Genomic DNA, 14168 nt, shown 5'->3' on the forward strand with positions numbered 1-14168 from the left:
CGCTGGATTTTTCTCTACCAGGCCAAGCCGACAAGTTGCCCATGCTTGAGACGACAGCAACGCCAAGGAACGCATCGCTGCACCCGCCACTGGATACGCGGTATCAGGTCGAAACCCCCGAGGGCATCGACCTGCCACTGCGACCTGCGGGACTGCTGGTCCGTACCCTGGCGTTTTCCCTCGACCTGGGTATTCGCGGGCTGGTGCTGGGCCTGCTGTTGATTGTCCTGGGCTTTTTCGGCGAGATCGGTATCGGCCTCGGCTCAATCCTGCTGTTCCTGATCAGCTGGTGGTACATGGTGCTGTTCGAGGTACTGAACCAGGGTCGCTCTCCCGGTAAACAACTGATGGGGCTACGGGTGGTACAGGACGATGGCACCCCCATCGGCTGGAGCGCCTCCCTGACTCGCAACCTGTTGCGCTTTGCCGACATGCTGCCGTTCGGCTACTTCCTCGGCGCAATCAGTTGCCTGCAGCACCCGACCTTCAAGCGCCTCGGCGACCTGGCCGCCGGCACCCTGGTGATCTACCGCGAGCAGTCGGTCAAGCGACCGGAACTGCCAGCCGCCGTACCCCGTTCCGCGCCTTTTGCCCTGAGTCTGAATGAACAACGAGCGATTCTCGAGTTTGCCGAACGCCAGAGTCAGCTGTCGGCCGAACGGACCGGGGAACTGGCGGCGATCCTCGCGCAGCCGCTGCATGTACCCACCGCCCAGGCCACTGCCGAACTCAATGGCATCGCTCGCGGTTTTCTGGGAACGACATGAAACAAAGCCTTTTCGAAAACCGTCACCAGGCGCAATGGCAACAGTTCGAGCATCTGCTGGACCAGTTGGAGCGACGCCGAGCCAAAGCCGAGGACTGCCAGAGCTTCGTCCAGGACTACCGTCGCCTGTGCCAGCACCTGGCCCTGGCTCAGGAGCGCGGCTACAGCAGCTACCTGATCGACCCCCTGCAGCAACTGGCTTTGCGCGGCCATCAGCAGTTGTACCGTCAACGCACCGCTATCAGCGCCAATATCCTGGGCTTCGTACTGGCCGGCTTTCCTCGCCTGGTGCGCCAGGAATGGCGCCTGGTGCTGATCGCCAGCCTGCTGTTCTTTGGCAGCCTGCTGGGTATAGGGCTGCTGGTGTACCTGTTTCCCGAGCTGATCTACAGCCTGGTGAGCCAGCAACAGGTGACGGAAATGCAGGGCATGTACGACCCCAGCGCCGGACGCCTGGGACGGGCTGCCGAACGCGCCTCCAGTGAAGACTGGGTGATGTTCGGCTACTACATCATGCATAACATCGGCATCGCCTTTCAGACCTTTGCCAGCGGTTTGCTGTTCGGTCTGGGTAGCGTGTTCTTCCTGTTTTTCAACGGTCTGATGATCGGCGCCATCGCCGGCCATCTGACCCAGATCGGCTTCGGCCAGACCTTCTGGCCCTTCGTCATCGGTCACGGTGCCTTCGAACTGAGCGCCATTGCCCTGTCCGGGGCGGCCGGCCTGAAACTGGGCTGGGCGCTGATTGCCCCCGGTCGCCTGAGCCGCGGCGAAGCCCTGTTGCAGGCCGCGCGGATCAGCGTGCAACTGGTCTACGGGGTCATCGTATTCCTGCTGATCGCGGCCTTTATCGAAGCCTACTGGTCCTCCATGACCTGGCCCGCGGCCTGGATCAAATACAGCGTCGGCGCCGTCCTGTGGAGCCTGGTGGCGGCGTACCTGACCCTGGCCGGACGTGAATCCCATGCGCCTGAGTGACGCCAGCGTGACGATCCGCCCACGCACCCCCTGGGAAGCCATGGACCTGGGCGTACTGCTGAGCCAGCGCCACCGACGCCTGCTGATGACCAGCTGGGCCATCGTCAGCCTGCCGGTGTTCGCCCTGCTGAGCCTGCTGCTGTGGCAATCCCCATCCTTGGCAGTGCTGTTGTTCTGGTGGCTGAAACCGGCCTTCGAACGCTTGCCGCTGTTCATCCTCTCCAAAGCCCTGTTCGGGGAAACCCCAAGCCTGGGAGAGGCGCTGAGGCAATGGCCACGCCTGCTCAAGCCACAACTGCTGGCCAGTCTGACCTGGCGCCGCTTCAGCATGAGCCGCAGCTTTGTCATGCCGGTGGTGCAACTCGAAGGCCTGACTGGCGACGCCCGGCAACAACGCCTGGCGGTCCTGCTGCAGCGCAACGCCGGGGCCGCACGCTGGTTGACCCTGATCGGCATGCACCTGGAGGGCGCCTTGTGGATTGGCCTGATGGTGCTGTTCTACCTGTTGCTGCCGCAACAGATCGAGCTGGACTGGAACTGGCAGAGCCTGGTCATCGCCGCTCAGCAGGACTGGCTCTGGCTGGAACACCTGACCAACGCCTTCTACGCCCTGGTCCTGGTGATCTGGGAACCGATCTACGTGGCCTGTGGCTTCAGCCTGTACCTCAACCGCCGCACCGAGCTCGAGGCCTGGGACATCGAACTGGTTTTCCGCCGCCTGCGCCAGCGTCTGGCAGGCACCGCGGCGCTGCTGCTGGTGGCCGGCCTGATGCTGGCGACGCCAGGCCCATCGCTCTGGGCAGCCACCACCAGCAGTTCCGTGGCCGGCCCCGAAGTGCCCCGACTGCAGCAGCAACCTCTGACCAGCAAGGCCTCGAAGGACAGCATCCAGGGCATCCTGGAAAAGCCGCCATTCAAGAACCAGGAATCGGTCACCCGCTACCGCTTCGGCGAAGAACAGGCACAGAAGAAAGACGCCAAGGGCAAGCCGCCGGGCTGGCTCAAGAGCCTGTTGGAAAACCTCGACAACAACAGCTTCGGCAGCCTCGCCAAGGGCCTGGAAATCCTCCTCTGGGGCTTGCTGCTAGGGGCCCTGGGCTGGCTGATCTGGCGCTACCGCGATTGGCTGCGTGCCTTTGTCAGCCGCCGTCCGCTACCGCGCAAGAAACGCCCCGCCGCGATACCCCAACAACTGTTCGGTCTGGACGTCAGCAGCGAAACCCTGCCCGCCGATGTGGCCGCCCGCGCCGAGGAGCTCTGGTCAAACCAGCCCCGGGAAGCCCTGGGCCTGCTGTATCGGGCACTGCTCAGTCGCCTGCTGGAAGACTTTCATCTGCCCCTCAGCGTGGCCGATACCGAAGGCCAGGTACTGGAGCGGATCAAGGCCTTGCAGCAACCGCCCCTGGAAGCCTTCAGCCGCGAGCTGACCAAGCACTGGCAGAACATGGCCTACGGGCACCGGGTTCCCGGCGCCGATCTGCAGCCGCAACTGTGCGACGCCTGGCGCAGCCTGTTCGGCCCAGGAGCGCCCGCATGAAACGCTATCTATGGGGCAGCCTGGCCCTGTTGCTGATCCTGGTACTGGGAGCCGCCGGCTACTACCTGTACCAACAGGCCACGCCTTATCAGGAACTCATCGATCACGGACCGTCTCCCGAAGCCCAGGCCAATCCCTACCTGGCCGCCGAGATGTTTATGCGCGAACGCGGCCTCAAGGTCGATCACGCCAACGGCCTGGAAGTACTGGCCACCTTGAAGCCCGCCGGCAACAGCCTGCTGTTGCTGGGAGAGCGCTCGAACATGAGCCCGCGCCAGGTCGACCAGGTGCTGGATTGGGCCCGTGCCGGTGGTCGGCTGATCTTTGTCGCCGAAGCCCTGTGGGACGATGACACCCAACAAAGCGGTGACCTGCTGCTGGATCGGGTGCAGATCCATCAACAGCTCAGCGAGGACCTTGAGGAACCGCCGGAACAGGAAGCCAACGACGCCTTTCCAAAGCTGACCAAAGTCTATCTGGAAGACGAACAGGCCCCGGCCTACATCGGCTTCGACACTGCCTTCCACCTGGACGACCCGGACAGCCTGGCCCAATCCTGGGCCAACAGCGGCGTGGCCACCCACATGATCCAGCTCGACTACGGCCAGGGTTCGGTCACCGTGCTGACCGACGCCGACATCTGGAAAGCCCCGGCCATCGGCCTGTACGACAACGCCTGGCTGCTGTGGTACCTCAATACCGATACGGCAGTAACCCTGCTGTTCAACACTGACCACCCGAGCCTGTGGCAATTGCTCTGGCGCTATTTCCCCCAGGCGTTGGTCGCCCTGGCCCTATTGATCGGCCTGTGGCTATGGCAGGCCGGTAGCCGCCAGGGTCCGTTGCTGGCACCGGCGCCCAAGGCCCGGCGTCAACTGCGTGAACACCTGCGCGCCAGCGCCGACTTCATCCTGCGCCATGGCGGCCAGGGCCCACTGCTACAGGCCCTGCAACTGGATATCCGGCGCCGGGCCCGACGTCGTCATCCGGGTTTCGAACAGCTGGAGCCCGAAGCCCAGTGGGACGTGCTCGCCCTCCTCAGCCACCAGCCTGTCGCTGCTGTGCGCCAAGCCCTGCAACCCTTGTCCGGGCAGCGCCTTTCCGGTGCTGACTTCAGCCACCAGGTCGCCCACCTGCAAACTCTCAGGAATGCCCTATGAGCGAACAACCCGTCGAACCCCTTGACTCCTCTGAGGCACCTCAGCCCCAGGTCCATGTCGCCCAGCAGCGGCAACGGGCCAGCCAGCTGGCGCAGGCGGTGCGCCAGGAACTGCAGAAGGTGGTGATCGGCCAGGAGGCCGTGATCGATGATGTGCTGACGGCGCTGATCGCCGGTGGCCACGTACTGCTCGAAGGCGTCCCTGGTCTGGGCAAGACGCTGCTGGTACGGGCCCTGGCCCGCTGCTTCGGCGGTGAGTTCGCACGGATCCAGTTCACCCCGGACCTGATGCCCAGCGATGTCACCGGCCACGCGGTGTACGACCTGCAGACCGAGCAGTTCAAACTGCGCAAGGGGCCGCTGTTCACCAATCTGCTGTTGGCGGACGAAATCAACCGCGCCCCGGCCAAGACCCAGGCCGCTCTGCTGGAAGCCATGCAGGAACGCCAGGTGACCCTGGAAGGCCGGGCCCTGCCCATCGCCCAGCCATTCATGGTCCTGGCGACCCAGAACCCCATCGAGCAGGAAGGCACCTACCCGCTGCCGGAAGCTGAACTGGACCGTTTCATGCTCAAGTTGCGGATGGACTACCCGGACGCCGAGGAGGAGCTCAACATGGTTCGCCAGGTGGCTCGCTCGACCCGCGCCGACATGCTCGATGTCCAGCCCCTGCGTACCGTGCTCCAGGCCAAGGACGTGCTGGCCCTGCAGCGCATCGCCAGCGAGCTGCCTCTGGACGAACAGGTGCTCGACTATGCCGTGCGCCTGGCCCGGGCCACCCGCAGCTGGCCCGGACTGACTCTCGGCGCCGGCCCGCGAGCCTCCATTGCCCTGGTGCGCGGAGCCCGGGCCCGGGCCCTGCTGCGGGGCGGCGAATTCGTGATTCCGGATGACATCAAGGGCTGTGCCCTGGCCGTACTGCGGCATCGGGTACGGGTCGCTCCGGAACTGGATATCGAAGGGCTATCGGTGGAACAGGTGCTCAAGCAGATGCTCGAGCAGATTCCGGCACCGCGTCTGTGAGCCGCCCACACTGATGAAGCCGACTCGTCTGTTGCTGATCTGGCTGGGCACCCTGGCCGGCCTGTACATCCTCCTGGGCGCGGTGCGTGCCCTGGGTATCGAGGCCGTGCCACGCCTGGACTCGATCGCCTGGGGCATGTTGCTGGCGCTGTTGCTGCTGGCGCTGCTGGATGCCCTGCGCTTGTCGCGCCTGGCGTCGCCCGAGGTACAGCGCCAGTTGCCCGGCAGCCTGCCCCTGGGACGTTGGAGCGAAGTGCAACTGGAGATCCGTCACCCTTATCAGCAAGCGCTTCAGGTGCAGCTCTTCGACCATCCGCCCCAAGGCTTGAGCTTTGAGCACCTGCCGCAATCGGTGAGCCTGGAGCCGGGCCAGGTAAGCCGGGTGGGGTATAGCGTGCGACCGCTACAACGAGGACATTTCAACTTCTTCCAGTGTGAAGTCAGCCTGCCCAGCCCACTGGGCCTGTGGGCTGCCAGAAGACGGTTGAAAGTCCACGACAGCACCCGGGTCTACCCGGACTTCGCCCGCCTCTATGGCGCGCAGTTGCTGGCAGTGGACAACTGGCTCAGCCAACTCGGGGTGCGCCAACTGCAACGCCGGGGGCTGGGACTGGAATTCAATCAGTTGCGGGAGTTTCGCGAAGGCGACAGCCTGCGGCAGATCGACTGGAAAGCCACCGCCCGCCAGCGCACGCCCATCGCCCGGGAATATCAGGACGAACGCGACCAGCAGATCATCTTCATGCTCGACTGCGGACGCCGCATGCGCAGCCAGGACGGTGAGCTGGCGCATTTCGACCATGCCCTCAACGCTTGCCTGTTGCTCAGCTATGTCGCGCTGCGCCAGGGGGACGCAGTGGGCCTCTACAGTTTTGCCGGAGAACGCTCGCGCTACCTTGCGCCGGTCAAGGGATCGGCCCAACTGAGCGTGCTGCTCAACGGCGTCTACGACCTGGACACCAGCCAGCGTCCAGCCGACTACCAGGCTGCAGCCAGTGAATTGCTGGCGCGGCAGAAGCGTCGGGCGCTGGTGGTGCTGGTCACCAACCTGCGGGATGAAGACGACCAGGAGCTGCTGACCGCGGTCAAGCGCATCAGCCGCCAGCACCGGGTACTGGTGGCCAGCCTGCGTGAGGAAGTTCTCGACCAGTTGCGCCAGAGCCCGGTGCAGACCTTGCCCGAGGCGCTGATCTACAGCGCGGCGGTGAACTACCTCAATAGCCGGGCCGAACTCCATGAGCGCCTGAGCGCCCACGGCATCGCCCTGCTCGACGCCCGTCCAGGTGAGCTGGGAGCGGAACTGGTCAGCCGGTATCTGAGCTGGAAGAAAGCCGGCAGCCTGTAGTGGCTGCCGTGACATTCAGGCCGATGTCTGCAACGGATGGAAACTGAAGTAGTGCCGCAGGGCCTGCTCCAGTTCAGCGAATTCGGCGCTCGCCCGCAGCAGGCTGAATCCGCTGTCGTACTGGTGAGGGGTCAGGTCCTCATGGCACCACAGGCAACAGGCGCTGAAATCGATGAACTGCGCCTGCCCATCACTGCCGGGGACTTTCACCCGCAGCTCGAACTCGGCACCGATCAGCATCGGCAACTGGCTGATCAACATCAGCCCGTCAGCGGAAATATTGCCCAGAAAACCGACAGGCTTGTCGGTAAACCGGTTGAAGACTTTCAAGTAGGACGGCAGTTGATGCCGCTCGATCCGAGGTTCCGTGAACATGCTGGGTATCGCTATGAAAGGTCATTAAGCATGACCGCACTAGTGCTTCGCAACGGGCCATGAGTAGAGGCTCGTTCTCCCGGATTCGAGGTGCGAGGAAAATCTTCACAAGGATTTCAACGCCACTGCGCCAGGCAGGAACCGGGCAGTGTTCGAACAACCTGTACAAATGTTAGCTCAAGCGCGAGGGGCAATTACACTGCCCCTGACCGGTATCGCTTACAACGCTGTGCGGCGAACTTGTGCTGCACCGTTTGCCGGGTAATGCCCCAGTTGCTGCAGGGTGTCCAGGCGGGCGCGAGCACGGTAGGCGTATTCGCTGCTGGGGTACTGGGTAATGATGAACTGATACGTCTGCGCCGCATCCACGAACAACTTCTGGCGCTCCAGGCATTGCCCGCGCAGCATCGACACTTCCGGCTGGATATAACGCCGCGCACGGCTGTCACGGTCAACCTGGCTCAACTCGAGCATCACGCTCTCGCAGTTGCCGCGGTCATAAGCGCGGTAGGCGTTATTCAAATGATGGTTCATGGACCAACGGGTGCAGCCGACAACACTGACGGCCAGGGCAGCAATGAGTACGAATCGCATGGGGTATCTCCTGTCTTGTGCAGTGTATCGACTCATCGGCAAAAATCTTCAAGGTTGTTGCGGTAAACAAACAAAGCAATAAGTAGTGCAAACGAACAATGACTACAACTTCGGAGCATAGTAGCCTCTCGTTGCGCTTGAACTCAGGAGTCCGTGCATGTCCGTTCGTCGTACCAAAATCGTTGCCACCCTTGGCCCGGCCAGTAACTCGCCGGAAGTTCTCGAACAGTTGATTCTCGCGGGCCTGGATGTTGCCCGTCTGAACTTCTCCCACGGCACTCCGGACGAGCACAAGGCTCGCGCCAAACTGGTCCGCGACCTGGCCGCCAAGCACGGCCGCTTCGTGGCCATCCTCGGCGACCTGCAAGGCCCGAAGATCCGCATCGCCAAATTCGCCAACAAGCGTATCGAACTGAAGATCGGTGACAAGTTCACCTTCTCCACCGTGCACCCGCTGACCGAAGGCAACCAGGACATCGTCGGCATCGACTACCCGGATCTGGTCAAGGATTGCGGCGTCGATGACGAACTGCTGCTGGACGATGGCCGTGTGGTAATGCGCGTGGAAACCGCCACCGCTACCGAGCTGCACTGCGTAGTGACCGTCGGCGGCCCGCTGTCCGACCACAAAGGCATCAACCGTCGTGGCGGTGGCCTGACCGCTCCGGCCCTGACCGAAAAAGACAAGGCCGACATCAAGCTGGCCGCCGAAATGCAAGTCGACTACCTGGCCGTGTCCTTCCCTCGCGATGCTGCCGATATGGAATACGCACGCAAGCTGCGTGACGAATCCGGTGGTACTGCCTGGCTGGTGGCGAAGATCGAACGCGCCGAAGCCGTGGCCGACGACGAAACCCTAGACGGCCTGATCAACGCCAGTGACGCCGTGATGGTGGCCCGTGGCGACCTGGGCGTGGAAATCGGCGATGCCGAGCTGGTGGGCATCCAGAAGAAAATCATTCTTCACGCGCGCCGCCACAACAAGGCAGTGATCGTTGCGACCCAGATGATGGAGTCGATGATCCAGAACCCGATGCCGACCCGTGCCGAAGTGTCCGACGTGGCCAACGCCGTGCTCGACTACACCGACGCGGTCATGCTCTCGGCAGAAAGCGCCGCCGGTGCCTACCCGCTGGAAGCGGTCCAGGCCATGGCGCGGATCTGTGTCGGTGCGGAAAAGCACCCCACCAGCAAGACCTCCAGCCACCGCATGGGCAAGGTGTTCGAAAGCTGCGACCAGAGCATCGCCCTGGCGGCCATGTACACCGCCAACCACTTCCCTGGCGTGAAGGCCATCATCGCCCTGACCGAAAGCGGCTACACCCCGCTGATCATGTCGCGCATCCGTTCTTCGGTGCCGATCTACGCCTACTCCCCGCACCGTGAAACCCAGGCGCGTGCAGCCATGTTCCGCGGCGTATACACCATCCCGTTCGACCCGGCTTCCCTGCCTCCGGAGCAGGTCAGCCAGGCTGCGATCGATGAGTTGCTCAAGCGCGGCGTAGTAGAGAAAGGCGACTGGGTGATTCTCACCAAGGGCGACAGCTACCACACCACCGGCGGCACCAACGGCATGAAGATCCTGCACGTTGGCGACCCGATGGTCTGAGCCCTGGCTCGCTGAACGCAAAAGCCCCGGCGGTGAAAACCCCGGGGCTTTTTTTTATCTGCGCCCTACCCTTTAACGACAGGCATCAGCCTTTGGCGAGAAACCCCGACAACGCGGCGATGGCCTCTGGCGAGCGCAGACGCTGAGTGAACTGCACGCCCTCTTCTTCTATCACCTGGCGCAGTTGCTCACGATAGGGAGCCTTCATCAGGCGCTTGCTCACCTGCACCGCCTCCGGCGCCAGTTGGCTGAAACGCAATGCCGCCTCCCTGGCTTTGGCCAGGGCTGCCGCGCCATCTCCCAGGGCCGCAGTGGCAATGCCCCAGGCCGCCGCCTGTTCACCACTGAAGCCTTCGCCGAGCAGCAACAACTCAGCGGCCTTGGCCTGTCCCAGCAAGCGCGGCAGGATCAGGCTCGAGCCAAACTCCGGGCACAGCCCGAGGTTGACGAACGGCATGCGCAGCCGTGCATCACGGCTGACATAGACCAGATCGCAATGCAGCAGCAAGGTGGTGCCAATGCCCACGGCCGCACCGGCCACCGCGGCCACCACCGGCTTGCGGCACTCCAGCAGGTTGCGCATGAACTGGAACACCGGGCTGTCGAGCCCCCTGGGCGGCTGTTGCAGAAAGTCGGCGATGTCGTTGCCGGCGGTAAAGCACTCGCTGCTGCCGCAAATCAGCACGGCATTGATTTGCGGATCGGCGTCCGCCTCGGCCAGGGCTTCGGCCAGACGGCTGTACATGGCACGGGTCAGGGCGTTTTTCTTGTCGGGGCGATTCAGGCGCAGGGTCAGCAGCCCGCCCTCGCGTTGCAGCTCGATGGCATCGGTCATGAAGATCTCGCTCTGGGAAAATCAGCGCTCAACCACGGGGCAGGAACACATCGGCCAGCAGTTGATTGCGCGGCAGCCCCGCCAGGTACAGGCGCCGGGCAAAGGCGTCGACACTGGCGGGGTGCCCGCAGAGTAAGGCCTGGGTTTGCCGGGAAACAAGTCGCAGTTGCGCCAGGGCCGCCGTCAGCTCCGCCCCCTGCCACAGCTCGACACTCAGTTGGGGACGGTTCGCCGCCAGGGCGGCCAAGGGTCTGGCCAGATAATGCTCTGTGGCGTCATGAGCCAGGTGAATGATGCGGATAGGGCCTTGGTGATCCTGACGCAGAGCTTCGCGCAGCACCCCGAACAAGGGCGCCAGACCGGTTCCCGACGCCAGCAGCCAGAGCGGTCGTTGCTGCCAGTCCGGATCGTAGTGCAAGGCGCCACCGCGCAACTCGCCCAGGCGGATCGAATCCCCCAGTTGCAACTGGCGCGCGGCATCGCTGAATTGTCCCGGGTGCCGACAGTCCAGATGAAACTCCAGGAAGCGGTCCTCTTCCGGCAGGCTGGCCAGGGAATACGGCCGGGCGATCTGGCTGGCAGTCCACAGCACCAGGTGCTGGCCGGCGCGATAACGCAATGGCCGCTCAGGTTGCAGACGCAAGCGCAGGACCGTGGGCGATAGCCAGTCGAGCCCGATCACCTGGGCCGGCAGGCCATCGCGCAGCGGATCAAAAGTCTCGACCTGCAGGTCCTCCACCACCTGGCACTGACAGGCCAGACGCCAGCCACGACGGCGCTGTTCATCGCTTAAGGCATCCGGCCGACTGTCGCTGGGCAGGCCCCGGACACAATGCACCAGGCAGGCATGACAACTGCCGGCGCGACAACTGTAGGGCACCGCCACACCGGCCTGATTCAAGGCATCCAGCAGGTTGCTTGCGGGCGCCACCGACCAGCGTCGGCTGCCCACGGTCAATTCAGGCATCGAGGTTTTCCCAGGCGGCGGAACAACGATTGCGGCCGTCGCGCTTGGCCCGGTACAGCGCCTGATCGGCGCGTTGCAGGGCATTGTCCAGATCATCGCCGGCCTGCAGCAGGGTCATCCCTGCCGACAGGCTCAGGTCACGCACATTCAGGCCCACCAGTTGCACCTCCATGAAGGCCAGGCGCAGACGCTCACAACAGGACGTCAGGCGCTCGGCATCACACTCGGGCAACAGCACCACGAACTCCTCACCGCCGTAGCGTGCTAGCACATCACCGTCCCGCAGGCAGGCCGTGGCCACTGCGGCGAACGCCTGCAGCACCTGATCTCCGGCCGCATGGCCGTGGAGATCGTTGATGCGCTTGAAATGGTCCAGGTCGATCAGCGCCAACCCATGCACCTGTTCCTCACCCATGGCCTGCAACTCGCGGCTGGCGATACGCAGGAAGTGCCGGCGATTGAACAGCCCGGTCAATTCATCCGTCGCCACCAGGTCTTCCAGTTGCCGCATCATCCCCCGCAGGGTGTCCTGATGAGCCTGCAAGGCAAAGCGCCGCTGACGCATGCGCGAACGCGACGCCTGGACATAGGCGGCGTACAGGCACATCCACACCAGCATCACCAGCAGCACACAGACTTGCAGCGCCGCCAGTTGGGGATCGTCGAGGACAAAGCGATAGCCGTCCCACAGGTTGACCCCGGCAAAACAGAAGAAGATCAGCGCCGCGCAACGCAGATAGGCCCGGCGGGATAAATGAAACAGGCCAAACAGCAGCGGCAGGATATAGAACACCAGAAAGGCGCCCCGGGCCTGATCCAGGTGGGCGATCAGCCAGGTCTGCCAGGCAATGCCCAGGACCACCTGGACTTCGGTCAGGCTGGGGTCGGCAAAGCGCAGGTTGCGTCCACTGGTGAACACCCAGTACAGCAGTCCCTGACTGGCCAGCACCAATGCGCTGCCCATCAGTGCACTGCTGATGGAGGCGCGATAGTGCCCCGTAAGAACCGCCAGCCAGAACAGCAGCAGGATCAGTCCGTAGGTGCCCGCAGCAATGCTGAAGCGCTTGAGTAACAAGCTCTGGATGGCTTTATGGGTCAATCGTTGACTCACCGTGAGAAAGGAGGCTTAAAGAGTTTCCTACCCTGCAGGCCAGTTGCCACTTTAGTGCTGCGCCCGGCAAATGACTATCCAAATTTTAAGCCGTGTTCTGCGGTTTCGCCGCTGATTAACGCAAGATCAGTGCCCATCCGATGGGCGACTTTCGTTTGCCTGGCTGGCGGGTGTGCCGGGCCCCCAGGCGCGGTATACTGCCGCGCCTTTTTAGCGTCGCGCCAGTTGTCTGTCCGGCGTGCCTTAGAAGGTGTCTGCAACCGACCGATACACCATGCTGCAGCCACCTTATTAAATGTTCCCGTCTTTTAGAGGAGCGCGACTCATGACCGTGATCAAGCAAGACGACCTGATTCAGAGCGTTGCCGACGCCCTGCAGTTCATTTCCTACTACCACCCCGTGGACTTCATCCAGGCGATGCACGAGGCCTACCTGCGCGAGGAATCGCCGGCCGCTCGTGACTCCATGGCACAGATCCTGATCAACTCGCGCATGTGCGCCACCGGCCACCGGCCGATCTGCCAGGACACCGGTATCGTCACCGTGTTCGTTCGCGTGGGCATGGACGTGCGCTGGGACGGCGCCACCATGAGCCTGGACGACATGATCAACGAAGGCGTGCGTCGCGCCTACAACCTGCCGGAAAACGTCCTGCGCGCTTCCATCCTGGCCGACCCGGCAGGTGCTCGGAAAAACACCAAGGACAACACCCCGGCAGTGATCCACTATTCCATCGTTCCCGGCAACACCGTGGAAGTGGACGTGGCGGCCAAGGGCGGCGGCTCCGAGAACAAATCGAAGATGGCCATGCTCAACCCGTCCGACTCCATCGTCGACTGGGTCCTCAAGACCGTGCCCACCATGGGTGCCGGCTGGTGCCCACCGGGCATGCTGGGCATCGGCATCGGCGGCACCGCCGAGAAGGCTGCAGTGATGGCCAAGGAAGTGTTGATGGAGTCCATCGACATCCACGAGCTCAAGGCTCGCGGCCCGTCCAACCGCATTGAAGAAATGCGCCTGGAGCTGTTCGAGAAGGTCAACCAGCTGGGCATCGGCGCCCAGGGCCTGGGTGGCCTGACCACAGTGCTCGACGTGAAGATCATGGACTACCCGACCCACGCCGCCTCCCTGCCGGTGTGCATGATCCCCAACTGCGCCGCTACCCGTCACGCGCACTTCGTGCTCGACGGTTCCGGCCCGGCCGAACTGGAGGCTCCGCCACTGGACGCCTACCCGGAAATCGTCTGGGAAGCCGGTCCTTCGGCGCGACGTGTCAACCTCGACACTCTGACGCCGGAAGACGTGCAAAGCTGGAAACCGGGCGAGACCGTGCTGCTCAACGGCAAGATGCTCACCGGTCGCGACGCGGCGCACAAGCGCATGGTGGAGATGCTGAACAAGGGTGAAACCCTGCCGGTAGACCTCAAGGGTCGCTTCATCTACTACGTCGGCCCGGTCGATCCGGTAGGCGACGAAGTAGTAGGCCCGGCCGGCCCCACCACCGCCACGCGGATGGACAAGTTCACCCGGCAGATCCTTGAGCAGACCGGCCTCCTGGGCATGATCGGCAAGTCCGAGCGTGGCCCGACCGCCATCGACGCGATCAAGGACAACAAGGCCGTGTACCTGATGGCCGTCGGCGGCGCTGCCTACCTGGTGGCCCAGGCGATCAAGAAGTCCAAGGTCCTGGCCTTTGCCGAACTGGGCATGGAAGCGATCTACGAGTTCGAGGTCAAGGACATGCCTGTGACTGTCGCCGTGGACAGCAAGGGCGAGTCGGTCCACATCACAGGTCCCGCCATCTGGCAGAAAAAGATCAGTGACAGCCTGGCGGTAGAAGTGCAGTAAGCCCTTCTCCCGTTTGGCCA

General features: G+C 63.4%; 13 protein-coding genes. 8 read left to right on the top strand and 5 right to left on the bottom strand.

Going from position 1 to position 14168, the window contains the following annotated elements; all coding sequences use genetic code 11:
* The first annotated feature begins 41 nt into the window (after positions 1-41).
* Genes P7C00_RS25140 through P7C00_RS25165 form a run of 6 tightly spaced genes read left to right on the top strand, consistent with a single transcriptional unit; the run spans position 42 to position 6808 of the window.
* Complete coding sequence (locus P7C00_RS25140) at positions 42-767, top strand: RDD family protein (protein ID WP_346632457.1); 726 nt, start codon at positions 42-44, stop codon at positions 765-767.
* A complete protein-coding gene (locus P7C00_RS25145; RefSeq protein ID WP_346632458.1) occupies positions 764-1744 on the top strand; it encodes a stage II sporulation protein M in 981 nt (326 codons plus the stop codon). The genes P7C00_RS25140 and P7C00_RS25145 overlap by 4 nt, the downstream gene beginning before the upstream one ends.
* The gene (locus tag P7C00_RS25150) at positions 1731-3281 is read left to right on the top strand and encodes a DUF4129 domain-containing protein (protein WP_404937544.1); all 1551 of its coding nucleotides are present in this window, start codon (positions 1731-1733) and stop codon (positions 3279-3281) included. Before P7C00_RS25145 ends, P7C00_RS25150 begins: the two co-directional genes overlap by 14 nt.
* Positions 3278-4441 (top strand): DUF4350 domain-containing protein, encoded by a 1164-nt coding sequence (locus P7C00_RS25155; protein ID WP_346632460.1) that lies wholly within the window; start codon positions 3278-3280, stop codon positions 4439-4441. Before P7C00_RS25150 ends, P7C00_RS25155 begins: the two co-directional genes overlap by 4 nt.
* The gene (locus P7C00_RS25160) at positions 4438-5463 is read left to right on the top strand and encodes an AAA family ATPase (protein WP_404937545.1); all 1026 of its coding nucleotides are present in this window, start codon (positions 4438-4440) and stop codon (positions 5461-5463) included. Before P7C00_RS25155 ends, P7C00_RS25160 begins: the two co-directional genes overlap by 4 nt.
* 13 nt (positions 5464-5476) lie before the next feature.
* Positions 5477-6808: a DUF58 domain-containing protein gene (locus tag P7C00_RS25165; protein ID WP_404937546.1), complete on the top strand. Its 1332-nt coding sequence runs from the start codon at positions 5477-5479 to the stop codon at positions 6806-6808.
* 15 nt (positions 6809-6823) lie between these two features.
* Here P7C00_RS25165 and P7C00_RS25170 read toward each other — a convergent pair whose 3' ends face one another.
* Entirely contained in the window at positions 6824-7183 is a 360-nt protein-coding gene (locus P7C00_RS25170; protein WP_346632463.1) for a PilZ domain-containing protein, read from the bottom strand.
* Positions 7184-7402: 219 nt separating this feature from the next.
* A complete protein-coding gene (locus P7C00_RS25175; protein ID WP_123726098.1) occupies positions 7403-7777 on the bottom strand; it encodes a tetratricopeptide repeat protein in 375 nt (124 codons plus the stop codon).
* A gap of 157 nt (positions 7778-7934) precedes the next feature.
* Between P7C00_RS25175 and pyk the strand changes: the two genes are divergently transcribed.
* The gene (gene pyk, locus P7C00_RS25180; RefSeq protein ID WP_346632464.1) at positions 7935-9386 is read left to right on the top strand and encodes a pyruvate kinase; all 1452 of its coding nucleotides are present in this window, start codon (positions 7935-7937) and stop codon (positions 9384-9386) included.
* Between the two features lie 85 nt (positions 9387-9471).
* Here pyk and P7C00_RS25185 read toward each other — a convergent pair whose 3' ends face one another.
* From P7C00_RS25185 to P7C00_RS25195, 3 genes are read right to left on the bottom strand one after another with little or no spacing between them, the layout of a single operon-like run.
* Complete coding sequence (locus P7C00_RS25185) at positions 9472-10221, bottom strand: enoyl-CoA hydratase-related protein (protein ID WP_346632465.1); 750 nt, start codon at positions 10219-10221, stop codon at positions 9472-9474.
* A 28-nt stretch (positions 10222-10249) separates the two neighbouring features.
* Positions 10250-11188 (bottom strand): iron-sulfur-binding ferredoxin reductase, encoded by a 939-nt coding sequence (locus P7C00_RS25190; protein ID WP_346632466.1) that lies wholly within the window; start codon positions 11186-11188, stop codon positions 10250-10252.
* Positions 11181-12287, bottom strand: a complete 1107-nt coding sequence (locus P7C00_RS25195; RefSeq protein ID WP_346632467.1) for a GGDEF domain-containing protein — start codon at positions 12285-12287, stop codon at positions 11181-11183. The genes P7C00_RS25190 and P7C00_RS25195 overlap by 8 nt, the downstream gene beginning before the upstream one ends.
* Positions 12288-12624: 337 nt before the next feature.
* On the opposite strand from P7C00_RS25195, the gene P7C00_RS25200 reads away from it, so the two are divergent.
* The gene (locus tag P7C00_RS25200; protein ID WP_346632468.1) at positions 12625-14148 is read left to right on the top strand and encodes a fumarate hydratase; all 1524 of its coding nucleotides are present in this window, start codon (positions 12625-12627) and stop codon (positions 14146-14148) included.
* Positions 14149-14168: the final 20 nt, after the last annotated feature.

The organism is Pseudomonas sp. JDS08PS003 (assembly GCF_045013505.1).
In the GTDB taxonomy this organism is placed as follows: Bacteria; Pseudomonadota; Gammaproteobacteria; order Pseudomonadales; family Pseudomonadaceae; genus Aquipseudomonas; species Aquipseudomonas protegens_B.

Coding starts and splice junctions, on each gene's coding strand:
- P7C00_RS25140 (WP_346632457.1), top strand. CDS start 42: ATGCTTGAGACGACAGCAACGCCAAGGAACGCATCGCTGCACCCGCCA.
- P7C00_RS25145 (WP_346632458.1), top strand. CDS start 764: ATGAAACAAAGCCTTTTCGAAAACCGTCACCAGGCGCAATGGCAACAG.
- P7C00_RS25150 (WP_404937544.1), top strand. CDS start 1,731: ATGCGCCTGAGTGACGCCAGCGTGACGATCCGCCCACGCACCCCCTGG.
- P7C00_RS25155 (WP_346632460.1), top strand. CDS start 3,278: ATGAAACGCTATCTATGGGGCAGCCTGGCCCTGTTGCTGATCCTGGTA.
- P7C00_RS25160 (WP_404937545.1), top strand. CDS start 4,438: ATGAGCGAACAACCCGTCGAACCCCTTGACTCCTCTGAGGCACCTCAG.
- P7C00_RS25165 (WP_404937546.1), top strand. CDS start 5,477: ATGAAGCCGACTCGTCTGTTGCTGATCTGGCTGGGCACCCTGGCCGGC.
- P7C00_RS25170 (WP_346632463.1), bottom strand. CDS start 7,183: ATGTTCACGGAACCTCGGATCGAGCGGCATCAACTGCCGTCCTACTTG.
- P7C00_RS25175 (WP_123726098.1), bottom strand. CDS start 7,777: ATGCGATTCGTACTCATTGCTGCCCTGGCCGTCAGTGTTGTCGGCTGC.
- pyk (WP_346632464.1), top strand. CDS start 7,935: ATGTCCGTTCGTCGTACCAAAATCGTTGCCACCCTTGGCCCGGCCAGT.
- P7C00_RS25185 (WP_346632465.1), bottom strand. CDS start 10,221: ATGACCGATGCCATCGAGCTGCAACGCGAGGGCGGGCTGCTGACCCTG.
- P7C00_RS25190 (WP_346632466.1), bottom strand. CDS start 11,188: ATGCCTGAATTGACCGTGGGCAGCCGACGCTGGTCGGTGGCGCCCGCA.
- P7C00_RS25200 (WP_346632468.1), top strand. CDS start 12,625: ATGACCGTGATCAAGCAAGACGACCTGATTCAGAGCGTTGCCGACGCC.